Annotated in this window: 20 protein-coding genes and 2 tRNA genes; 13 read left to right on the top strand and 9 right to left on the bottom strand. The window is 34.0% G+C overall.

What is annotated here, in order from left to right; translation table 11 throughout:
- Window positions 1-97: 97 nt before the first annotated feature.
- Complete coding sequence (locus tag EYY60_RS09070; protein ID WP_132989062.1) at window positions 98-1,240, bottom strand: acyl-CoA dehydrogenase; 1,143 nt, start codon at window positions 1,238-1,240, stop codon at window positions 98-100.
- A 480-nt stretch (window positions 1,241-1,720) separates the two neighbouring features.
- Here EYY60_RS09070 and EYY60_RS09065 point away from each other — a divergent pair, with 480 nt between their 5' ends.
- From EYY60_RS09065 to EYY60_RS09055, 3 genes are all read left to right on the top strand, one after another.
- Window positions 1,721-2,296 (top strand): chalcone isomerase family protein, encoded by a 576-nt coding sequence (locus tag EYY60_RS09065; protein WP_132989061.1) that lies wholly within the window; start codon window positions 1,721-1,723, stop codon window positions 2,294-2,296.
- A 152-nt stretch (window positions 2,297-2,448) separates the two neighbouring features.
- The gene (locus EYY60_RS09060) at window positions 2,449-3,675 is read left to right on the top strand and encodes a Glu/Leu/Phe/Val dehydrogenase dimerization domain-containing protein (protein ID WP_132989060.1); all 1,227 of its coding nucleotides are present in this window, start codon (window positions 2,449-2,451) and stop codon (window positions 3,673-3,675) included.
- 442 nt (window positions 3,676-4,117) lie between these two features.
- Entirely contained in the window at window positions 4,118-5,023 is a 906-nt protein-coding gene (locus EYY60_RS09055; RefSeq protein ID WP_132989059.1) for an energy transducer TonB, read from the top strand.
- A 394-nt stretch (window positions 5,024-5,417) separates the two neighbouring features.
- Here EYY60_RS09055 and EYY60_RS09050 read toward each other — a convergent pair whose 3' ends face one another.
- Together EYY60_RS09050 and EYY60_RS09045 are read right to left on the bottom strand one after the other, a co-directional pair.
- Entirely contained in the window at window positions 5,418-5,813 is a 396-nt protein-coding gene (locus EYY60_RS09050; RefSeq protein ID WP_026728937.1) for an ExbD/TolR family protein, read from the bottom strand.
- 3 nt (window positions 5,814-5,816) lie between these two features.
- On the bottom strand, window positions 5,817-6,512 hold the full coding sequence (locus EYY60_RS09045) for a MotA/TolQ/ExbB proton channel family protein (protein ID WP_026728936.1): 696 nt from the start codon (window positions 6,510-6,512) through the stop codon (window positions 5,817-5,819).
- A gap of 129 nt (window positions 6,513-6,641) precedes the next feature.
- On the opposite strand from EYY60_RS09045, the gene EYY60_RS09040 reads away from it, so the two are divergent.
- The 4 genes from EYY60_RS09040 to EYY60_RS09025 all read left to right on the top strand — a co-directional run bounded on the left by EYY60_RS09040 (window position 6,642) and on the right by EYY60_RS09025 (window position 9,146).
- On the top strand, window positions 6,642-7,877 hold the full coding sequence (locus EYY60_RS09040) for a bifunctional folylpolyglutamate synthase/dihydrofolate synthase (RefSeq protein ID WP_132989058.1): 1,236 nt from the start codon (window positions 6,642-6,644) through the stop codon (window positions 7,875-7,877).
- 90 nt (window positions 7,878-7,967) lie between these two features.
- Window positions 7,968-8,777 (top strand): hypothetical protein, encoded by an 810-nt coding sequence (locus EYY60_RS09035; protein WP_132989057.1) that lies wholly within the window; start codon window positions 7,968-7,970, stop codon window positions 8,775-8,777.
- Between the two features lie 160 nt (window positions 8,778-8,937).
- Window positions 8,938-9,012: transfer RNA gene (locus EYY60_RS09030), tRNA-Val, on the top strand.
- 53 nt (window positions 9,013-9,065) lie between these two features.
- Window positions 9,066-9,146, top strand: a tRNA-Tyr gene (locus tag EYY60_RS09025).
- 63 nt (window positions 9,147-9,209) lie between these two features.
- Here EYY60_RS09025 and EYY60_RS09020 read toward each other — a convergent pair.
- From EYY60_RS09020 to EYY60_RS08995, 6 genes are all read right to left on the bottom strand, one after another.
- Complete coding sequence (locus EYY60_RS09020; RefSeq protein WP_132989056.1) at window positions 9,210-9,746, bottom strand: hypothetical protein; 537 nt, start codon at window positions 9,744-9,746, stop codon at window positions 9,210-9,212.
- A 13-nt stretch (window positions 9,747-9,759) separates the two neighbouring features.
- Window positions 9,760-10,146, bottom strand: a complete 387-nt coding sequence (locus tag EYY60_RS09015; RefSeq protein WP_132989055.1) for a hypothetical protein — start codon at window positions 10,144-10,146, stop codon at window positions 9,760-9,762.
- Between the two features lie 154 nt (window positions 10,147-10,300).
- Window positions 10,301-10,804, bottom strand: coding sequence for a hypothetical protein (locus tag EYY60_RS09010; protein ID WP_132989054.1), 504 nt, complete (start codon window positions 10,802-10,804; stop codon window positions 10,301-10,303).
- Between the two features lie 33 nt (window positions 10,805-10,837).
- Complete coding sequence (locus tag EYY60_RS09005) at window positions 10,838-11,389, bottom strand: hypothetical protein (protein ID WP_132989053.1); 552 nt, start codon at window positions 11,387-11,389, stop codon at window positions 10,838-10,840.
- A 199-nt stretch (window positions 11,390-11,588) separates the two neighbouring features.
- Entirely contained in the window at window positions 11,589-12,647 is a 1,059-nt protein-coding gene (locus EYY60_RS09000; RefSeq protein WP_132989052.1) for a serine hydrolase domain-containing protein, read from the bottom strand.
- A gap of 212 nt (window positions 12,648-12,859) precedes the next feature.
- Window positions 12,860-14,308 carry an FAD-dependent oxidoreductase gene (locus tag EYY60_RS08995; protein WP_132989051.1) on the bottom strand — a complete coding sequence of 483 codons (1,449 nt, stop codon included), beginning with the start codon at window positions 14,306-14,308 and terminating at the stop codon, window positions 12,860-12,862.
- Between the two features lie 137 nt (window positions 14,309-14,445).
- On the opposite strand from EYY60_RS08995, the gene EYY60_RS08990 reads away from it, so the two are divergent.
- From EYY60_RS08990 to EYY60_RS08965, 6 genes are all read left to right on the top strand, one after another.
- Window positions 14,446-14,841: a VOC family protein gene (locus tag EYY60_RS08990; RefSeq protein ID WP_132989050.1), complete on the top strand. Its 396-nt coding sequence runs from the start codon at window positions 14,446-14,448 to the stop codon at window positions 14,839-14,841.
- Between the two features lie 210 nt (window positions 14,842-15,051).
- Window positions 15,052-15,408, top strand: coding sequence for a hypothetical protein (locus tag EYY60_RS08985; protein ID WP_132989049.1), 357 nt, complete (start codon window positions 15,052-15,054; stop codon window positions 15,406-15,408).
- Window positions 15,409-15,631: 223 nt separating this feature from the next.
- Window positions 15,632-16,726 carry an efflux RND transporter periplasmic adaptor subunit gene (locus tag EYY60_RS08980; protein WP_132989048.1) on the top strand — a complete coding sequence of 365 codons (1,095 nt, stop codon included), beginning with the start codon at window positions 15,632-15,634 and terminating at the stop codon, window positions 16,724-16,726.
- Between the two features lie 50 nt (window positions 16,727-16,776).
- On the top strand, window positions 16,777-19,893 hold the full coding sequence (locus EYY60_RS08975; protein ID WP_132989047.1) for an efflux RND transporter permease subunit: 3,117 nt from the start codon (window positions 16,777-16,779) through the stop codon (window positions 19,891-19,893).
- A gap of 244 nt (window positions 19,894-20,137) precedes the next feature.
- Entirely contained in the window at window positions 20,138-21,628 is a 1,491-nt protein-coding gene (locus EYY60_RS08970; RefSeq protein WP_132989046.1) for a TolC family protein, read from the top strand.
- 157 nt (window positions 21,629-21,785) lie between these two features.
- On the top strand, window positions 21,786-22,346 hold the full coding sequence (locus EYY60_RS08965) for a Crp/Fnr family transcriptional regulator (protein WP_132989045.1): 561 nt from the start codon (window positions 21,786-21,788) through the stop codon (window positions 22,344-22,346).
- Window positions 22,347-22,436 lie beyond the last annotated feature (90 nt).

The following is a 22,436-nucleotide window of genomic DNA, read 5'->3' as shown; positions in this document are numbered from 1 at the left end:
TTAAGTTGCTGAAAAATAGCAAAAAAAAATCAAAAAACCCTTTCGAAGCTCAAAAAGCTGAAAGGGTTCATGTTACTATTTTATTTGAAATCTAAATTTATCCTGCGATAACTGATCTTGAAATTACAATTTTCTGAATTTCAGAAGTTCCTTCATAAATCTGAGTGATTTTTGCGTCACGCATCATACGCTCCACATGATATTCTTTTACATATCCGTTTCCTCCGTGAATTTGAACCGCTTCAACAGCAGTATCCATAGCTACTTGCGAAGCAAACAATTTTGCCATTGCACCGCTCACATCGTAGTTTTTATGCTGATCTTTATCCCAAGCCGCTTTCATACACAAATGACGTGCTGCTTCGATGTTTACAGCCATATCCGCCAATTTGAAAGCAATTGCCTGATGATTGCAGATTTCAGTTCCGAAAGCTTTTCTTTCTTTAGAATATTTCAATGCCAATTCATAAGCTCCAGAAGCGATTCCTAAAGCTTGAGAAGCAATTCCTATTCTTCCTCCAGCCAAAGTTTTCATTGCAAATTTGAATCCGAAACCATCTTCTCCAATTCTGTTTTCTTTTGGCACTTTTACATCACTGAACATTAATGAATGTGTATCAGAACCACGGATTCCCATTTTTTGTTCTTTTGGACCAATAGAAAAACCTGGCATATCTTTCGTCATGATCAAAGCATTGATTCCTTTGTGTTTCAATTCAGGATGCGTTTGAGCAATTACTAAATATACTGAAGCCGTATTTCCGTTAGTAATCCAGTTTTTTGTTCCGTTTACCAAATAGTGATCTCCCATATCAACAGCAGTTGTTTTTTGAGAAGTTGCATCACTTCCAGCTTCTGGCTCACTTAAGCAAAATGCTCCGTGAATTTGTCCTGAAGCCAAACCTGGCAAATATTTTTGTTTTTGCTCTTCGGTTCCAAATTCCTGAAGTCCCCAGCAAACTAATGAATTGTTAACAGACATTACCACAGAAGCAGATGCATCAACTTTAGAGATTTCTTCCATAGCAATTACGTATGAAATAGCATCCAGTCCGCTTCCGCCGTATTTTGGGTCAACCATCATTCCCATAAATCCAAGCTCACCCATTTTTTTGATTTGCTCAGTTGGAAAAATTTGTTTTTCGTCACGTTCAATAACTCCAGGCAATAATTCGTTTTGAGCAAAATCTCTTGCTGCTTGCTGAATCATCAAATGCTCTTCGGTAAGATTAAAATCCATAATGTAGTTAGTTTATTGTTTTTCTAAATCCAAAATCTCATTGGCGAAAATGGAAATAATTTGTTTTTGTATTTTTTTGTTTTTTGCTCAAAAAGGCTTCCAAAGATAATTTTTAAAACCCAAATTAACAATGCGTGCATACAAAATTAATAGATAATCAATAATCACGATAACGTTTTCGTAATAATTCTGATTTTTGAGCACACAAGCATCAATTGTGCAACATTTTCTTTAAAATTCAAGAATATAATTTCATGAAAAAAAGCCATTTTTTTAAAGTTTTAAAAAATTACTTACTAAAAAATGCGCAACCGGTTTTGGAACAGGTAAATGTACGTAAAGCAAGTCTTACTAAATTGATTATGAAAGAAATACATTTTAAAAAAATGTTATACTTTAATAAAAAACATGTATTTTTAGAGAGCAAAATTTAGAAATTAAAAGTATTTTTGCCAAAAAACAAAAATTATCGATAGAAGTATGAAAAAGATTTTACTATTATTTGTATTCCTTTTAAGTGTACAATTTTTTACTGTTTCTGCCCAAACTCAATTAGAAGTAAACGGTGTTACGGTTCCAAGAAAAATTGAAGTACAAAATAAAACGATGCAGTTAAACGGTGCCGGCGGAAGATCAAAAATGTGGTTGGAAGTTTATGTTCAGGCACTTTATTTATCTCAACTAAGCCAAGACCCAAAATTCATTATCGATAGCGATACTGAAATGGCGATCAGAATTGAAATTACCTCATCTATGGTATCTTCAAACAAGTTGACAAAAGCGATGAATACAGGTTTTGAAAAATCTGCAGGAAGTAATCTTGAGGCTTTACGTCCAAGAATTGAGCAGTTCAAAACATTTTTAAGTGACGCAATTACAGAAAAAGACGTTTTTATTTTGTTTTACAATCCGCTTGATCAAACAATTAACGTAATCAAAAACGATGTTCCAAAAGGAAAAATTCAAGGATTTGATTTCAAACAAGCATTATTCGGAATCTGGCTTTCAGACAAACCAGTTGACGAAACTTTGAAAAAACACTTATTAGGAATATAATCCTGAATTTCTTAAAAATATTCGAATTCCGAAAGCCGAAAACCTTATAGTTTTCGGCTTTCTTTTTTTTCTTTCATTAAATTTGCCATAAAATACATTATTCGCATTATTCTATTTTATACTTTTACGCAAAATAAACATATCTCAACAAAATGAAAGATTTATTACAACAATTTGAAAACAAGGCACCTGAAATTGTTTTCAATTGGAAAGATTCAGAAACAGAAGCCGAAGGGTGGACTGTAATTAATTCACTTCGCGGAGGAGCTGCAGGTGGAGGAACAAGAATGAGAAAAGGCTTAGATATGAACGAAGTTTTATCATTAGCTAAAACAATGGAAGTTAAATTCTCAGTTTCTGGTCCCGCAATTGGCGGCGCTAAATCCGGAATAAATTTTGACCCAAACGATCCTCGCAAAAAAGGAGTTTTACAACGCTGGTACAAAGCGGTTTCTCCTTTATTGAAAAGCTATTATGGGACTGGAGGAGATTTGAATGTTGATGAGATTCACGAAGTAATTCCAATGACCGAAGAATGTGGTGTTTGGCATCCTCAGGAAGGTGTTTTCAACGGGCACTTCAAACCAACCGAAGCAGATAAAATCAACAGAATTGGCCAATTGCGCCAAGGTGTAATCAAAGTAATCGAAAACCCGAAATTCTCACCAGACGTCACTAGAAAATATACCGTTGCCGATATGATTACAGGTTATGGCGTTGCCGAAGCGGTTCGTCATTTCTATTCTATTTATGGAGGTGACATTAAAGGCAAAAAAGCAATCGTTCAAGGTTTTGGAAATGTTGGATCTGCAGCTGCTTTTTATCTAGCTGAAATGGGTGCAAAAGTTATCGGGATTATTGACCGTGACGGAGGATTAATCAAAGAAGAAGGTTTTTCTTTCGAAGAAATCAGAACGTTGTTTTTAAATAAAGATGGAAATAAATTAGTTGCCGATAATATGATTCCGTTTGAAGAAATCAATTCTAAAATCTGGACAATTGGTGCTGAGATTTTCACACCTTGTGCGGCTTCAAGATTGGTAACGCAAGCACAAATTGACAACTTAATTGCAAACGGACTTGAAGTAATTTCATGCGGTGCAAACGTTCCTTTTGCTGACAAAGAAATTTTCTTCGGATCAATTATGGAAGAAGTAGATCACAAAGTGAGCTTGATTCCAGATTTTATTTCAAACTGCGGAATGGCAAGAGTTTTTGCTTATTTCATGGAGAAAAAAGTTCAAATGACTGACGAAGCTATTTTTAATGATACTTCAGAAATTATAAAAAATGCGATTGTTAAAGCACATGCTTTGAATTCTTCAAAAACAAATATTAGTGCAACTGCTTTTGAAATTGCATTGAAACAATTAGTGTAATTTTTTTTATACTTCATTTATAAAGCGGGCTAAATTATTTAGCTCGTTTTTTTTTGCCACAGATTATTGAATTAGAAAGATTCTATTCTAACCATGAAATTTCGCGCAGATTTAAAACAGATTTAAGCAGATTAGCGCAGATCCATTTTAAAAATTAAACTCTGCTTAAATCTGCCAAATCTGCGTGCAAAAAAAAAACGCCTGCAAAATCCAAGCTACATGCAAACTGGACTAAAGTCCAGCTCTACAATATAATTTGTTCCATCGGAACTGGAACTAAGCCACGTTTAAAGCATTATGTCGTTCAAAATTAAAACTTTGCGTTTCTTTGCGCAGGCCTTAGCGTGCCTTGCGGTTAAATAGCATTCCGCTCTTTCACTTTAAACAATTTTTACTACTTTTAAACGTTTTTAAAATAATACATTACAAAATTCAGAATTAAATGAGTTCCCCTATTTCTTCAGACCAAAAGAAATCGTTACTATACACAACGGCTATATATGCAGTAATAATTGTATTATTGTTTTTTATCCGTTTTTGGCCACCATACAATCCAGAAAACAATGTTGCACTTGCTGATGGCGGAGGTGGCGGAGGCGGTGTAACAGTAAATTTTGGCGATAGCGATTTAGGTTCTGGAGCGAATTACAAAAGCGAAGTTCTGGATGTCAAAAACAATGTAAAACAAGCTCCCGCAAAAGCAACTCCTGAAGAAGAGGCTATAATTAGCCAGGAAAATACAACTGCAGATAATGACGTCGTTATTCCAACAAAGGAAAAACCTAAAAAACCTGTTCCTGTTGAAAAACCGGTACAAAAACCTGTTCCTGAAAAACCAAAAGTATCCAACTCAACAAATGATGCATTAGCAAGCATTATGAAAGGATCTAACAGAGGCGGCGACGGCGACGATAAAACAGCAGGAAATAAAGGAAAAGCTAACGGAAGTTTAGGTTCTAATGGCTATTACGGTTCTGGAGGCTCTGGCGGAGGAACCGGAGGCGGTAACGGAACTGGAAATGGAATTGGCACAGGAAGCGGGTATGGAGCCGGAAGTGGCGGTGGTTCTGGTGGCGGATCTGGATATTCTTTAGGAAACCGAAAAGCTTTATCTAAACCTGCTCCAAAATATAATTGCAATGAAGAAGGAAAAGTTGTAGTTGAAGTTACCGTTGATCAAAATGGAAAAACAATAAGTGCAACGGCTGGAATTAAAGGAACTACAAATACAGCAAGCTGTTTATTAGATCAAGCGAGAATTGCTGCGATGAATACAAAATGGGAATCGGATAGTGATGCTCCTGTTAAACAAGTTGGAAAGATTATTTATAATTTTAGTTTGAATTAAAACACGGATTTCACAGATTTACACTAAATCTGTTATTATATAAAAAAGGCTTTCAGAAAACTGAAAGCCTTTTTTTATCGTCTAGTTTGTCATTTCGACTGAAAGGAGAAATCACACTCAAAGATCGACAAAGATTGGCGATTTTGCTTGCGGAGTTTCTAGTGTGATTTCTCCTTTCAGTCGAAATGACAAGATTGTGTTTTTTGCTTCTCCAATTAGACCTGACAGGTTTTAAAAACCTGTCAGGTCTAAATAAATTAGTAATTCGCGTGAGGGATAGAAGCTGGCTACCGAAGTAGCGCGGATAGCCCGGTCCCGTTAAGATAAGTGGGCGAATATTGATAAAGAATGTTTGCCCACTTATCTTAACGGGATCACGCCCTAATGATTATTTTTACTTTGGACTTGTAGCAATAACGAACTTCAAGTTGTTCTTCACTCCTATTTGCAAGACATCTACTAAATCTTGAACTTGCAAATTAAACGGAATTCGGACTACAACTGTTTGTTCTTTGTCTGTTCCAATTTTTGACATTAAACTGGTTTCTAGATTTTCAAAATCAACTGGTTCTTTGTCAATGTAGAATTTTTTATCTTCTGTAACTGATAAACTGATTAACTGTTTATTCGTTTTTTCATTTGCTTTGGCTTTCGGCAAAGTCATTTTAATCACATTAGGGTTTGCCAGTGTTGAGATAATTAAGAAAAACAACAACAAGAAAAACATAATGTCGCTTAATGACGATGTTGCTACCTCAGCATGAAATCTTCTTTTTCTTTTGATTGACATACCTTATGCTCTTTGTATTATATTGACAAATTCTAAAATTTGTTTCTGAATTTTTAAGGCGAAATTATCAATTTTTCCGTTTAATAAGTGGTAAGCAGAATAAGCGATAATACCCACAATTAATCCTGAACCTGAACTGATCATTTTTTCATATAAACCTCCAGATATATTCCCGATACTGATGTTTTCTGTAACCGAAATGCTGTAGAAAATTTTAATAACTCCAGAAATTGTTCCAATGAAACCAAGAGTTGGCGCAATACCAGCTATAAGTCCAAGATGACCTAAATGTTTTTCCATTTCTCCAATTTCGATATCAGCGGCACGGTCCATATTTGACTCGATTTCTGCAATTGGCCTTCCAATTACTAGAACTCCTTCTTTCAAAATATTTCCTGCTGCGGTGTTACTTCTTTCTACAATTGTTCTTGCCAATTCAATATTTCCAGCATTCAATTTATCTCCAACATCTTGCATCAATCGGCTGTCGATTTTTGAAGCTTTGCTGATATACATATAGCGCTCAAAAATAATATATATAGTGTAAAACAATAAAATAGCGATTGGAATAAGGAAAACTCCTCCTTTCATGATGAACCCAAACATTGAAATTTCGTGTTCTGGAGCAATTTTTTCGATAACTACGTTAGATGCTGCGTTTGCAATTGTATCTGTTTGTAATTGAATGAAGCTAAACATATTTTAATTCTGGTTTTTATGATTAATTCTAAAAATTATTTGAAATTTGCACTAAAGATAATTTTCGCTGTAATATTAAACTACAAAAATCGAAATTTATTTCAATCAACCACTATTTTATCTGAATAAATGAACTATCAAGAGACCACAAATTGGATGTTTAATCAACTTCCAATGTACCAGACGCAGGGTGCTTCGGCATATAAAGAAGATTTGACCAATATTAAATTATTGGCAGCGCATCTTGATAATCCAGAAACCAAGTTAAAATGTATTCATGTTGCTGGAACAAACGGAAAAGGCTCAACTTCACATATGCTTGCATCCGTTTTACATGAAGCCGGATATAAAGTTGGATTGTACACTTCGCCACATTTAAAAGATTTTAGAGAACGAATCAGAATAAACGGCGAGGAAATTTCAGAAGATTTTGTAATTGAATTTATCGGAAAGCATAAAACCTTTTTTGAAGCCAATGATATGAGTTTCTTTGAAATGTCTGTTGGTTTGGCTTTTGATTATTTTGCTTCCGAAAAAGTTGATATTGCCATTATCGAAGTTGGTTTAGGCGGAAGATTAGACGCTACCAATATTATTACACCTTTAGTTTCGGTAATTACAAATATTGGTTTGGATCACACTCAATTTTTAGGAAATACGCTTGAAGCAATTGCGGGTGAAAAAGCTGGAATTATAAAACCAAATGTTCCGGTTGTTATTGGTGAATATACCAATGAAACACAGCCTGTATTTTTAGCGAAAGCCGAAGAAAATAAAGCACCTATATATTTTGCTTCTGATTTAATTTCAGAAGTTTTTCCATCTGATTTAATTGGCAATTATCAATTTCATAATAAGAAAACGGTACAGCAGACGATTCAGATTTTAAATGAAACAAGCCATTTTGAAGTTTCAGAAGAAAGTCTGAAATCAGGATTATTGAAAGTTGTAAAAAATACGGGGCTTCAAGGCAGATGGCAACAACTTGGCGAAAATCCGAAAATTATTTGTGACACAGCACATAACAAACACGGTCTTGCTGTTGTTATGAATCAGCTTCAAAAGGAAACTTATGAAAATTTGCATATCGTTTTAGGCGTTGTAAACGACAAAGATCTGGATTCAATTTTGCCACTCTTCCCTAAAAAAGCTAAATATTATTTCTGCAGACCCGATTCTCCGAGGGGATTAAGCACTGAAATTCTGCAAGATACAGCTAAAAAGTATGATTTAATAGGTGAAAAATACGATTCTGTGGAAAATGCTTTTTCGGCAGCGAAGAAAAAGGCTGCAAAAAGCGATTTTATATATGCTGGTGGCAGTACTTTTGTAGTCGCAGAGTTGCCGTTAAACATAAAAATTTAACGTTTATCGATAAAACACCACTTTTACAACTACCTGTTTATTAATGAGTTAAATTTGTTTACTTTTTTTTTTAACCAAACAAATTTAATCATGAAAACAAGAAGTACACTTCTAGGGCCCGTCCTATGGATGGCCTTATGGTGCGTAGCCACGTACGCACAAGACAAAGCCCCCGAAAAAGAAAAACCAGTCTTTATCACCATGACAACCCTGCATCGCAGTTTGGATGGAAAAGCTAAAGACTGGAAGGCCACTGAACAGGAATATTTTGACAAAATCACCAGCAAAAATGATCTTATTATCGGTTCAGAGCTTTTAACTCATTATTACACGGACGACAATACTGAAGTTATTTTAGTCAGTGTTTACAAAAATTGGGAAGATATCGAAAAAGCCAATGCTATTAGTGATGAACTCGCCAAAAATGCTTGGCCAGATGAAAAGGCTAGAAAAGCATTTTTTGAAAAATACGATGCTTTTTACACCCAAAAACATTCTGATGAAATTTATCAGAGCATCACTTCTATCGGTGAAAAAGCCTATAAAGATGTTACAAAAAAACCAATGATTATTTACATTCGAAAATCAGAAATGAGTGGAAAAGGAAAAGGACAGAATCTTAAAGAATTTAATGACAAAATCACTTTTAAGGATCCTTATATAAAAGCATATTATCCGTTTCGTCATTCTTGGGGTTCCAGCAGCACTGATTTTATGGAAGCCTTTTTTTACGATTCTTTAGCCGATATGGAGAAATCAAGTGAAAAAATAGATGAACTCATTAAATCAACTTGGCCAAATGAAAAAGATGCCGATGCTTTTTTTGATGAATTAGAAAAATCTTTCACCGGAAAACACAGTGATTACATCTACAGAAACGTTCCGACGCTTTCAAAGTAAAAAATAGCTAAAGAATTTATGCTTATAACATTTTCTGCCTCAACAAGATAGAAAACACATTAAAAAAAGTTTAAATTTTTAGTGTGTTTTCTTTGCAGAACTCAAAAACTAGCGTATATTTGCACTCGCAATCACGAAATGATAGCAACCTAGTAAAATAGGGCGATTAGCTCAGCTGGTTCAGAGCACCTCGTTTACACCGAGGGGGTCGGGGGTTCGAACCCCTCATCGCCCACAAAACTCCTTAAGAAATTAAGGAGTTTTTTTTACGCTTTTCCGAGCGTTTATGGGGAGATACTCAAGCGGCCAACGAGGGCAGACTGTAAATCTGCTGTGTGAACTTCGCAGGTTCGAATCCTGCTCTCCCCACAAAAATTCAAAAAACCTGTAAATCGAAAGATTCACAGGTTTTTTGTTTTAAAGTACTTTCAATTAGATGTTCTTCCCAAAAAATTGATCTATTTTCTGTAAAATCAAGTGTTCATCTTCTTTGTCTATTTCTAATACTTGTTGTTTTAATTTTCTAATTTCAAGCTTATACAAATCTCTTGTTTCATTTTCCAAATGAAATGCTTCATGAAATATTCTATCAAAAGTGGACCAAATAAAATCTAATAAATCTTCAGAATAAAAATTATTAGACAAAGCGACATTCACATTTTTAATAAATTCCAGAAAATATTCTGAAAAAAATGAAGCCTCAGATTGATCAAAAGTTTCCTCTAAAGCCATTAAAGAATTATAGTAATCCCAATTAAACGACTCTCTTTTTAAATCATTGCTGAATTCTAAAAAATAACTTTCGACTATGGTTAACCTATTTGTCTGATACAATAAATAAATTTCAGGATCAAAATCCTTAAACGCTATAATCTTCGAGTTTTTTTTGAATTCAATCGAAAATTGGTTCCAATATTCTTTTTGAACTTCAATAAAATTGGTTTGTTCTATGAATTCTTTGTGAGTCATATTTTTTTTAAAATTAATAATTCCGTTTCTCTTTAAAAACACAATAACAAAGCAACAATGAATTCAATTGAAATAAAAACATTCCGTATCTGAATTGTCCAAATGGAATTGTGATGCACAATAGAACAAAAGCAATAAAAGAGAGGAATGTATTTAAAAATGCAAGCATCGATATTTCGAAATTCCGTAAAGTAAAAACCCAAATAATAAAATTTAGAAACATAATTACTGTAAAGATCGACAACACCGAAATTTCAAAATCTAACGCCAAATCATAACCCGTTAAAGACGCTCTGTTTTTATCTTTTTCAAAAGCTTCATTTTTCTTCAATGGATCTTGAGCATCTGAATGCGTTCTAAAAATTTCAGATGGCGATTTAACAGAATCATGTGAACACATCTGAAAAAAAAGGAAGAAAGAAAATCAAAATTCCGAATGTAGATAAAACTCTTTTTATGTCTTTATAGCTCATTTCAGATTTTAATTGTTTACTATTCTATAACTTCCAAAAAAACATGTTTACAGCAAAAAACATTCCGCATTAATCTGAAGGCTAATATTGTTTGTATTTATCAATAACATATTTATGAAGCACTTCATTAAATCTCGGATCTATTCCGAAAGTATTTTTTTTAGGTAGACCGAATTTTATTTTAAAATCTTTTTCCGGATAAGTATAAACGCGATCACAACCAAAAGAAGAAAATTTATCCCAAAACCAGAATCCGTAGATTCTTTTATTATTTAAAACCATTACTACTGGCATACCAGGGAGAGGGATTTTTATTTTTTTTAATTTCTTTTTTCCAGATTCATTGAGAAAAATTTGCTGGTCTTTCCAATTAAAATCTTTAATATCATCTTCATCAAAAATTGGATTTTGATTTAAAATCACGGAATTCTCGTCGAAACAATAATAACAGTTTTTAATTGATGTTTTGAAATTTCCTTTGATTGTGTAAATTTCTATTCCAGATTTACTATTCTCAACCGAAAAACCAAAACCAATAAATATCAAAATTATACTTAGATATTTTGCATTCTTATAATCTATCATATGCTTCGTTTTCGAAAGTTTATAATCAATTTTCTAGTTGAAATATATAAAATCAGTATACCTATTAATATTGTATTTCATTTTAAATTTCTGTAATTCTGTATAATCCAATTGCGATATAATTATGCTTTCATTTTTAATTCTTTTGGATTCATATAATTTTGGCAAAATTATTTTTTCGAAATAATCCCACAAAAAATTGAACTCTTTAGGCTTTTCTACATAAAAACGATGCTTCTGAATTATATTTTGAAAAGTAAATACAATGTGATTTTCTATTCCGTTATATTTACCTTCTTCATCCTTCCATTTACCTTTAAATGCAATTAAATTAATTTCTATATTTTCTAATTGGTTCCAATCATATAAATCACATTCATCATTTTCTAAAATTTTCAGTCCGTTTTGATCAAAAGATATAAATTTATTTTTTTGAATTATTTGTAATGTCGTGAATTTATAATCTGTAAAATGATTAAATGTCAGGATTCCAAAAAAGCCAAGTGGCAAACTTAAACAGTACACTCCTTGATGGGTAAAAACACCATAAGAAAAAGGAACAAAAATAAAAACGATTAAAAACAAACTTAAAAAAACTCTAGTTTTGTCGGTGTTGGATGAATTGCAATTGGAAAAGTTAAGTTATCATTCATTAAACCGTGTAATAATTTAGTACTTATTATAGCGAATATAAGAATATTGATTCAATGATTTCATTCAAGTTTCACTTTGAATCAAATAAAAAAACTCCTTAATTTCTTAAAGAGTTTGTTTTACGTTTTATTTATTTCAAAACAGTATCATAAATTACATTCAACAAATCTTGTCTCATTTTTGAATTTCTTTGGTCTAAAAGTATAATTATACCCCAATTTTTAGCTCTGTTATAACAAATAATTGAAGATTGTCCCATCGAATCACCAGATTTCATATAAATGGTGTTTTTATCATCGGTAACAATATTTGTGCCTAATCCCATTTCTCTTTTTTCATCTTTATAAAAGGTTTTCTCCGTAATAATTGCAGCTTTTCCTACTTGAGTTTTATCGTTTAAAACGGCTTTTAAATAGACAACCATATCCGCTGCATCCGATTTTATCAAACCTGCTGGTGCAGTGATATTCCATTTAAAGAATTCTTGAATACCGCCTTCAGGATTGTGAGCAGTTGTACTATTTTTTACATTAAAATCTTTAGTTAGTGTATTTTTCATTTTTAAGGGTACAATTATTTTTTCTCTAATAATTTGATCATAATTCTTGTTATACACTTTTTCCAATATTTGCCCAAGCAAAGTATATCCTATTGTAGAATATCGATATTTACCATAATCTTTTAATTCACTGCAAGTATTGATTATTTCAGCCAATGTTTCTTGAGTTACATTGCTTACAGGTTGTTGTGGATTTAATTTTATTAATTTTCCAAAATCGATATCAGGCAAACCCGATTGATGAGATGCCAGATCTGAAACTTTTATTTTGTTTTGAATATTTTTTTGCAATACATATTCCTTCGGAAGATAATTGTCTATATAATCATCTACTTTTATTTTATTCTCGATAACGGCTTGCGCAATCAAATTTGAAGTCAAAATTTTAGTGATTGATGCGATCTCGAAAATTGAATTTTTATTGATTTGAATTTGACTTTCGGAATTCAAATTGCCATAAGCCGTAAAAAATTCGTCATTATCTTTAATAAAGCCAACACTAACCCCAACGTTCGGATTTTTTTGATAATTATTTTTTATTATAGAATCTATCTTTTTAGTAACATCTTGTCCAAAAGAAAAATTGGTTATTACTAATAGTACTGCTAAAAATTTTACTGAAGTTTTCATTGTATCGTGTTTTAGGTTAAAAATTTATTTCGATACAAATTTGAAAAAGAAGCAAGAACTACACGACCGAATAAAAAAAGTCGTACTCATTTCTTTAAAAAAAATAGTACGACTTTTTTATCCTTATAAGTACGAATAATCACAAAACACTGTTTTTAAAAATTTTACACAAATAAATATCAAAAAGAAATTTCAGGATTATCTAAAAATATTTAAGACTTTTTTTTCTTCACATAACTACCTCTCGGCTTATCTCCTTCGTAAAGTACAATATCAGAATGAAGGAATTCTGCAGCGGCGGCAGAATCTTTTACTTTTACGGCGCTGCGTTTTAGCATTTCGGCTTCAAATTCATTTAAGACACTTTCGCGCAATCCCACTTTTTTCCAATGCGATAATGATTTGCAGCCGTTTGTAATCGCTCTAGCAAGCGACAGCGCATCTAGCAAAGCCTGATTTGCTCCTTGACCTTTAAACGGACTCATTGGATGTGCTGCGTCACCAATTAGCGTTACGTTTCCTCCTTTTTTTAATATTTCGGCGTTGAGCAATTCACGGTCGTAAACAGGATAACCGGAAATTTGAGTTTCTTGTGTTGCTTTTAAAATTTGAGGAATTGGCTCGTGCCATTGTGTTCTCTTGATTGCTTCTTCTTTTAAAGCCTGAGTTCCTTTTGCGCTTAAATCTTTCGCCTCATTTTCTGGCATCAGAAAACTTAATTGCCACATTACAGAATCTGATTTATAAGGCATAATGTAAATACGCTCATTTCCATTTGCAGTTTGAAATACTGTAGCCGAATCCAATAATGAGTTGTCAACCCCTTCAAGCGCACTCAAAGAACAGATGCCTAAAATTACAATACAATCCAAATAACGTAAAGGAGCAATATCTTCGCCAAACCATAATTTTCGGACTGAACTTCGAATACCATCTGCTCCTACAACAAGAGTAGTTTTTTCACTTTTTATTTCGTCATTTACAGAAAAATTCAGCATAAAACTTTGATCATCGTTTTGTTGAAAATCTATTAATTGATGTCCCCATTTTATATTTTCATTTTCTCCAAGCTGATTCAGCAGTTCCAAACGCAAAGATTGGCGGGCGATATGAATATTAGAACGTTTTTTAAATGTTTTGGCTTCAGCTGGAATCCATTTTCTTACTCCCCATTCGCCAATTACTTTTCCATCGGTTGTATGAACCAAATGCCTAGTTGAAACAACGCCATCTTTTAAATCTAAAATTCCTAAGCCCGCGATCGCTTTGCTGGCTTGTTGCAAAGTAAGTCCATATCCTTGCGAACGTGCTTCGAAGTTTTGGTCGCGTTCATAAAGTGTAAAAGGAATACCGCGATGAAGACAAGCTACAGCCAAAGCCACACCTCCAATTCCGCCACCGATAATGGCAACATGAGGATATTTTTCGGCATCAGCCACAGGAAAAAAAGCAGACGGAATTATTCCTGTTCCGCCACAATTGGAACATATAATTTTGTGGGCTTTTGGTCGAATGGGAGCATTTCCTTCTCCATTAGATCTTTCAAATTGTTCTAATTCGAATTGGTATTGAAGCTTTACTTTTTTACTAAGTCGCTGGCTTTTTTTGCCACGCCCTTCGCATACCTCACAAATTGTCCAGTTTGTTGCTTCGTTTTTCACTTTTCCTTTATTTCGTGTATTTTTTGCATCTTTTAGCAATCGTACAAAATTAAGGCAAAACTTTACAATTTCATTAAAAGTATTAAACCATTAATTTGTTTAACTTAGTTTATTAACTATTCTAAAAACTAAAGTTTATGAAAACGAAAATGATATGGGCCAACTTGGTTTCACACGATTTGCAAAAAACAATAAAATTTTATTCGGAGCTTGGATTCAAGCAAAATGGGAAAGAAACAGAAGAATTAGTAAGTTTTACTTATGGAGAAAACAACTTTGTGATCAACTTTTTTATTCCAAAAAGATTTGACAATGCCATGAGAGGAAAAGTGGCTGATGCTAAAAATGAAAATGAAATTATCTTTTCCTTATCTGCAGAAAGCCGAGAAAATGTAGATAAATGGTATGAAATCGTAAAAAAAGCGGGAGCAAAAATATTTTCAGAACCAGAAAATTTTCAGCAAGGTTATACTTTCGGATTTACTGATCCTGACGGACATAAATTCAATTTTTTATATTGGCCCGGAATGTAAACACTGTACTTAATTAAAAGCTTCATTAGAAATAATGGAGCTTTATTTTTATATGGCCTTTTGGAATGTATTATTAAATATTTAAATCTCGTCGGTTTTAAAAAAAAATTAAGAAACCTTATTTTTCAAATTAGTATATTTGGCGCAATTTGAACAATAATATATCCTAGATTTAAGGAATAAAAACTTTATAAATCTGCCCCGCTGAAAATGAAACCTGCAAAGTTCATATATATCGTTTTGCTATCGCTGCTCTCTTTCTTCAGAGGCGCCGAAACGGTTCAGCAATCCATTCCTTTTTCTAATTGTATTACATTGGATAGTGTTGCCGCAGACGACTCACTTTCCTCTTCTGATTTTTCTTCTTCAAAAAATCTAGAAGTCCATTATATCATTAAGAAGAAAATAAAATCCAGAGCTACAATTTCGCAACAAAGCACAATCAAGGCTCCGTATTTTAGCAACTTAATAAACTTCAAGCTTTATAAAAAAAGCTTAATATATGGTATCGCTTCAATATACCAGGTTCAAAGGCATACTTATTTGCATTTGTACCAACTTTTCTAAACTTCAAAATTTCGTTGTTTTTTCAGTTTCAGAGGTATTTCTGGAATAATTTTTCATGTCTTTATGGTACATGAATAGCTCTTGCTGGAAAAACATTTTCTGAATCGGCACTTTTCAAAAAAGAAAAGCATCCGAATATATTCCTATTTTTTAATTCCAAATTCATACTCCCTACATTCAAGTAGCAAGGGAGAAGATCTATTTATTCAAAAATTAAAACCTAATGATTAATATCTATAAAAATCCATTTCTTTTATTCACCTTGGCTTTATTCGTTTTAGTCTCGTGCGGCGATAAATCAAAAAAAGATTCAAACAACATAAAAACGGTTCCTGTTTATAAGGTAACTCTAAAAGACACCATAGTTTCGAGCAAATTTGTTGCCGATGTACATGCTAAAAACAATGTAGAAATTCACGTTCGTATTCCTGGTCTGTTAGACAAAGTTTACGTTAGCGAAGGGCAAAAAGTAAAAAAAGGGCAAATCCTTTTCAAAATAAGCGATGTTGAACTTCAGATTCAACTTCTAAAAGCCGAAGCCGTTTTCAAAAGTGCAAAAGCCGATTTAAGAATCGCAACTGTAGAATTGGAACAGGCTCAAACTCTTTTCAACAAAAAAGTAATTGCAGATAAAGAATTAGAACTATCAAAAGCAAAATACGAAGCTGCTTCTGCAAAAGTAGCTCATGCGATTGCAGAAAAAAAAGCAATCAACCAACAGATTAGTTTTACAACAATTCTTGCTCCTTTTGATGGAACGGTAGATAGAATTCCGTTTAAAGAAGGAAGCCTCATTGAAAATGGTTCATTACTGACAACTATTTCTCAGCTAGATGATGTATATGCTTATTTCTCAATTCCTGAAGACACTTATTTCCAAATGATGGAAGACAAAACCTTAAACACGCAAGGCGACATCAAGTTGGTATTGCCAAACGGAATGGTTTACGATCAAAAAGGAGAACTAAGAACTGCCGATGGAGAAATCAACAGAGAAACTGGTTCTATTCAATACAAAGCAAAATTTCATAATCCGCAAGGGTTTATCAAACACGGAACTTCTGGTAAACTGATTATTTCAGAACCAAAAACCAATGCAATTTTAATTCCGCAGAAAGCTGTTTTTTCTATTCAAGACAAACAATACGTTTTCCGCGTGAACAAAGATGGAGTAGTTAAAATGACAAATGTTACAATCGAAACGACTCTAGATGATGTTTATATCTTGAACGAAGGTCTTAAAAGCGACGACCTAATCGTACAAGAAGGCACGCAATCATTGAGAGACGGCGATAAAATCAACATGAAACAAATGTAGATTATCGATCTGTAAAACAGTTATTTAATTATTTATCTAAAACATTTAAAATGATAGAGTTATTTATCAGAAGGAAAATATTGTCATTAATCATCTCGGTTATGATAGTCCTTCTGGGATTGCTGGCGTTGTTTCAGCTTCCTATTACCCAATTCCCAGATATTGTACCACCGTCTGTAACCGTTACAGCAAAATATACAGGAGCAAACGCAGAGGTTTCGGCCAATGCCGTCGCCCTTCCGTTAGAAAGAGCTATTAATGGTGTGCCTGGAATGACATATATGTCAACCGTAACTTCCAATGATGGTTTGACCTTAATTCAAGTTTTCTTTGAAGTAGGAACCGATCCCGATCTGGCTGCCGTAAACGTGCAAAACCGTGTAACGACAATTCTAGATGAACTTCCAGAAGAGGTAATTCGCGCCGGAGTTACAACCGAAAAAGAGGTGAACAGTATGTTGATGTACTTGAACATTACAAGTACTGATAAAACTCAGGACGAGCAGTTTATCTTCAACTTTACCGATATTAATATTCTACAGGAATTAAAACGTATTGATGGTGTCGGACGTGCCGAAATCATGGGTCAGAAAGAATATTCGATGCGTGTCTGGCTGGATCCAGAAAAGATGCTTTCGTATAATATTTCGGCAAATGAAGTCATAAATTCACTTCAAAAACAAAACATTTCTGCCGCGCCAGGTAAAGTGGGCGAAGGTTCAGGACAAATGAACAATCAGCTGCAATATGTAATTAAATATGGTGGAAAATTCTTCGAGCCAAAACAATATGAGGAAATTCCGTTAAGAGCCAATCCAGACGGAACGATTTTAAGATTGAAAGACATTTCGAAAATTGAATTTGGTGCGATGAGTTACGGAATGGTTTCTAAAACCGATGGAAAACCTTCTGCTTCGATCATGTTGAAACAGCGTCCGGGTTCGAATGCTTCTGAGGTTATTGCTAGCGTAAAAGAAAAAATGGCAGAATTGAAAGTTTCTTCTTTTCCTCCAGGAATGGAATTTAATATTGCTTACGACGTTTCGCGTTTCCTTGACGCTTCGATTCATGAAGTATTGAGAACTTTGGTTGAAGCCTTTATTTTGGTAGCATTCGTCGTTTTCCTTTTCCTTCAAGATTGGAGATCGACTTTGATTCCTGTATTGGCAGTTCCTGTGGCACTTATTGGTTCGTTTACCTTTATGTCGATGATGGGATTCTCGATCAACTTATTAACGCTTTTCGCGTTAGTACTTTCTATAGGAATTGTGGTCGATAATGCGATTGTCGTAGTCGAAGCCGTTCACGTAAAAATCTCCGAAGAACATATGTCGCCAATGGAAGCTACCATTAGCGCGATGAAAGAAATTACAGGTGCCGTTATCGCAATTACGATTGTAATGGCTGCCGTGTTTATTCCGGTTGCTTTCTTGAGTGGTCCAGTCGGAGTTTTCTACAGGCAGTTCTCATTGACAATGGCAATAAGTATCGTAATTTCGGGTATTAACGCTCTTACCCTTACTCCTGCCCTTTGTGCGATTATGTTAAAAGCGCACGATCCGAACAAAGAGAAAAAATCATTATTAGATAGATTCTTCCACAGATTCAACCATTGGTTTGATAATATTACTTCAAAATACATCAAAGTATTAGTAAAATTTGCTGATCGCAATACCGTTACTGTTGGTTTATTAGTACTGTTTTGCGTATTGACTTGGGGAACTACAAAATTCTTAGCGTCAGGATTTATCCCAACCGAAGATCAGGGAATGGTTTACGTAAGTGTTACAACGCCACAAGGAGCAACTGTAGAACGTACTGAAAAAGCTTTGGATGAAGTAACGAAAATTGCCCAAGGAATTAAAGGTGTAGACAACGTAACGACTCTTGCGGGATACAGTATTGTAACCGAAATCGCAGGAGCTTCATACGGAATGGGAATGATCAACTTAAAAGACTGGAGCGAACGTGATATTTCGGTAACCGAATTTATGGCAGAACTTACAGAAAAAACCAAAAACATTTCCGACGCACAAATCGAGATTTTTGCACCGCCAACTGTTCCTGGTTTTGGTAACACGAGTGGTTTTGAGCTTCGTTTGCTAGATAAATCTGGAGGAAGTATTACCAATACCGATAAAGTGACCAAAGAATTTATAAAAGAACTAAATGCTTCGCCAGAAATTCAGAACTCTTTCTCGAGTTTTGATGCCACTTTCCCGCAGTATTTAATTCATATTGATTACGATTTGGCGGCCAAAAAAGGAATATCGGTAGACAATGCCATGTCAACTTTGCAAACCATGTTAGGTTCTTTTTATGCAACCAATTTTATCCGTTTTTCTCAAATGTATAAAGTGATGGTTCAGGCAAGTCCGCAATTCCGTCAAAACCCAGAAAGTATTTTGGATATGTATTTGAAGAATGAAGCAGGCGAAATGGTTCCGTTTTCTACTTTCATCAAATTAGAAAGAGTTTATGGTCCAGAAGTTCTAACACGTTACAACATGTACATGTCCGCTATGATAAACGGTGAACCTGCTGAAGGTTACAGCTCTGGAGATGCTATTGCCGCTGTTGAAAAAATTGCTGCAGAAAAATTGCCAAGCCGTTTCGAATTGGAATGGTCGGGTATGACGCGTGAAGAGATTTTATCAGGAAACCAAACCATCTACATTTTTGCGCTTTGTATACTTTTTGTATACTTATTATTGGCCGCGCAATACGAAAGTTTATTGCTTCCGTTCCCAGTATTGTTAAGTCTTCCGGTTGGAGTTTTTGGTTCTTATATCGCACTTGTAATGGTCGGACTTGACAATAATATTTATGCCCAAGTAGCACTCGTCATGCTGATCGGTCTGCTCGCCAAGAACGCCATTCTGATTGTAGAGTTTGCGATGGCACAAAATAAACTCGGACGAGATATTGTCGAAGCAGCAATTGAAGGAGCAAGACTTCGTTTCCGTCCAATTTTGATGACCTCATTTGCTTTTATTTCAGGATTGATTCCGTTGTGTATCGCTTCTGGTGCGGGTGCAATTGGTAACCGTTCTATCGGAACAGCAGCTGCGGGTGGAATGTTAATCGGAACTGTGTTTGGTCTTTTAATCATTCCTGGACTTTACATACTGTTTGCAAAATTGGAAAAACGAATGAATAAATCTTAATGTGTAATTTTTTAAACACATAGAATCATAGGATTTGGAAAGCGTTTAAAGGCGTTTCACTTAACTTAAATAAACATAGTTGTATGGTAATCACCAGATCCCAAAGTTGAAACTTTGGACTATGTTCATTCAGCTATGTGTTAGAAACTAGTTTCTTTCAACTCCCTTTTGAGAATAAAAAATCTATGTTTCTATGTGTTAAAATAAAAATTTAGACAAAAGATTGAACAAATAAAATTAAACAATGAAAGACATATTAAATCAATATAAAAATGCTGATGTACAGTTTCTAAGGACAACTAAAAGTGCCGTTGTAATAACCGGAATTTTACTTTTGACAGCTTGTTCTGCACCAAAAGTCAGTACTAAACTAGACGCTGCAAAGCTTCCAGAAAATTTTGATGCACAAAGAAAAGAAGCATCAAACGAGACTTTTATTCCATTAAAAACAGAAACCTTTTTTAAAGACCCGAAACTAGAAGCTTTATTAAAGAAAGCTATTGCCAAAAATCCTGACTATTTAATCATGCAGGAAAGAATCTTAATTGCCAATTCGCATTTAAAAGTGGCAAAACTGGCGCTTCTTCCCTCTTTAGATTTTGTTGCCGATGCTTCGGGAACACATTACGGAAAATATACGATGGAAGGCGTTGGTAACTTTGACACTAACTTTTCTCAGAATATTACAGACAAACAAAGAATCAACGAGGATGTAACTCCTAACTTTTTTCTAGGAGCAAAAGTTTCTTGGGAAGCTGATATCTGGGGAAAACTGAGCAATCGAAAAAAAGCAGCTCAACAACGATTTTTTGCTTCACAACAAGGAATGCGATTGTTGCAAACTCGCCTTTTAAGTGATGTTGCCGACTTATATTTCAAACTGATTGCATTAGACAAACAAAAGTCGATTTATGATAACAACTTAAAAACTCAGGAAAAAGCGTTAGATATTGTTTCAGCACAAAGATCTGTTGGAAAAGCTACAGAATTAGCTGTACAACAGTTCAATGCACAAAACAATAACATTCATGCCGAAGCTTCAGAACTAAAATTAAGTATCGATCAGACTGAAAAAGCTTTATTGACTCTTTTGGGGGAATATGGCGGAAAAATTGACCGAAGTAGCGATTTCCTAGCAGGACATCTAGAGGTTTTAAATCAAAAAATAAGCGTAGATTCTATCATTCACAAAAGACCAGATGTTTCTGAAGCCTACTTCGAATTATTAGCAAGCAATGCAGATGCTAAATCAGCTCGAGCTGCCTTTTTCCCAACGGTAAATCTAGGCGGTTATGCAGGTTTCAATTCCTTTTCGTTCAACACTTTTTTTGATGCTGGTTCTTTCGCTTGGCAATTATTGGGCGGATTAACGGCTCCTGTTTTCAATAAAGGTCAGATTAAACAGGAATTTTATGTTTCAAACAGAAGACAGGAAATCTCATTTCTTCAATATCAAAATGCAGTGACGACAGCGTTCAACGAATTGAGCGCTTTACTGCATAGAAACGAAGCTTACGAAGATGTTTTGAAATACAAACTAAACGAAATCGATCACCTCGAAATTGCCGTAAATGTCTCAAACGATTTGTATTTGAGCGGTTATGCCAATTATCTGGAAATCATCAACGCACAAAAAAATAAATTGCAGGCCGAATTGGATTTTGTAGATATCCAACTTCGAAATGCAAACTCACAAGTATTGCTTTACAAAGCTTTAGGCGGAGGAATAAATTAGTTTAATTTTTGGTCAAAAATCGCTTCTGTTTATAATAGCTCATCGCAGAGGTTGTTTTATATCCCATTTCAAAAAATGAAATGGGATTTTTTTATTAAAACTTCGCTCATTTCCCGTTTACTTTTTACCTTTATTCTAAAATACTAAAATTCCATTTATGGATATTTTCAAAATCCTTGATCTTATTTATGAAATTCCTGAACAGTCAAAATTGGCTTTGCGAAACAATGTCTCCGAAATTGCCTTTTCAAAAGGACATATTTTATTAAAAGCAAATAAAATTGAATCTAATATTTATTTTATAAAAAAAGGATTGGTAAGAGCTTTTGTAGAAAGAGATAATGAAGTCACATTTTGGTTTGGAAAAGAAGGCGAAACCGTAATTTCAATGAAAAGTTATGTGGAAGACCAACCGGGATATGAAAATATCGAACTTCTGGAAGATTGTGAATTATATGAACTCAAAACTGAAAATCTTAGAAAACTCTTTAATGAAGATGTTCATATTGCAAACTGGGGTCGGAAATTCGCTGAAAAGGAATTAATCAAAACCGAAGAACGTCTAATTTCTAAGCAATTCAAAAATGCCTCTGAAAGATATTCAGAATTAATGAAAGATCATCCTGAATTATTGCAAAGAGTACAATTAGGACATATTGCTTCTTACTTAGGAATTACTCAAGTCAGTTTAAGCAGAATTCGGGCAGAATTAAAATAACCTTTTTAAGAGATTTTTTGCAATTTCACCCATTAGATTATATTTAAATCTGAGCAAATCTGCTATAATCTGTATGAATCTGCGTGAAAA

It is taken from the genome of Flavobacterium zhairuonense, assembly GCF_004352915.1.
GTDB classification, from domain to species: domain Bacteria; phylum Bacteroidota; class Bacteroidia; order Flavobacteriales; family Flavobacteriaceae; genus Flavobacterium; species Flavobacterium zhairuonense.
This window is presented reverse-complemented; position numbering and strand designations above follow the sequence as displayed.

Bases quoted from the DNA above. Each gene is read 5' to 3' on its own strand.
- EYY60_RS09070 (WP_132989062.1), bottom strand. From the start codon at position 1,240: ATGGATTTTAATCTTACCGAAGAGCATTTGATGATTCAGCAAGCAGCA.
- EYY60_RS09065 (WP_132989061.1), top strand. From the start codon at position 1,721: ATGAAAAAGATTTTACTATTATTTGTATTCCTTTTAAGTGTACAATTT.
- EYY60_RS09060 (WP_132989060.1), top strand. From the start codon at position 2,449: ATGAAAGATTTATTACAACAATTTGAAAACAAGGCACCTGAAATTGTT.
- EYY60_RS09055 (WP_132989059.1), top strand. From the start codon at position 4,118: ATGAGTTCCCCTATTTCTTCAGACCAAAAGAAATCGTTACTATACACA.
- EYY60_RS09050 (WP_026728937.1), bottom strand. From the start codon at position 5,813: ATGTCAATCAAAAGAAAAAGAAGATTTCATGCTGAGGTAGCAACATCG.
- EYY60_RS09045 (WP_026728936.1), bottom strand. From the start codon at position 6,512: ATGTTTAGCTTCATTCAATTACAAACAGATACAATTGCAAACGCAGCA.
- EYY60_RS09040 (WP_132989058.1), top strand. From the start codon at position 6,642: ATGAACTATCAAGAGACCACAAATTGGATGTTTAATCAACTTCCAATG.
- EYY60_RS09035 (WP_132989057.1), top strand. From the start codon at position 7,968: ATGAAAACAAGAAGTACACTTCTAGGGCCCGTCCTATGGATGGCCTTA.
- EYY60_RS09020 (WP_132989056.1), bottom strand. From the start codon at position 9,746: ATGACTCACAAAGAATTCATAGAACAAACCAATTTTATTGAAGTTCAA.
- EYY60_RS09015 (WP_132989055.1), bottom strand. From the start codon at position 10,146: ATGTGTTCACATGATTCTGTTAAATCGCCATCTGAAATTTTTAGAACG.
- EYY60_RS09010 (WP_132989054.1), bottom strand. From the start codon at position 10,804: ATGATAGATTATAAGAATGCAAAATATCTAAGTATAATTTTGATATTT.
- EYY60_RS09000 (WP_132989052.1), bottom strand. From the start codon at position 12,647: ATGAAAACTTCAGTAAAATTTTTAGCAGTACTATTAGTAATAACCAAT.
- EYY60_RS08990 (WP_132989050.1), top strand. From the start codon at position 14,446: ATGAAAACGAAAATGATATGGGCCAACTTGGTTTCACACGATTTGCAA.
- EYY60_RS08985 (WP_132989049.1), top strand. From the start codon at position 15,052: ATGAAACCTGCAAAGTTCATATATATCGTTTTGCTATCGCTGCTCTCT.
- EYY60_RS08980 (WP_132989048.1), top strand. From the start codon at position 15,632: ATGATTAATATCTATAAAAATCCATTTCTTTTATTCACCTTGGCTTTA.
- EYY60_RS08975 (WP_132989047.1), top strand. From the start codon at position 16,777: ATGATAGAGTTATTTATCAGAAGGAAAATATTGTCATTAATCATCTCG.
- EYY60_RS08970 (WP_132989046.1), top strand. From the start codon at position 20,138: ATGAAAGACATATTAAATCAATATAAAAATGCTGATGTACAGTTTCTA.
- EYY60_RS08965 (WP_132989045.1), top strand. From the start codon at position 21,786: ATGGATATTTTCAAAATCCTTGATCTTATTTATGAAATTCCTGAACAG.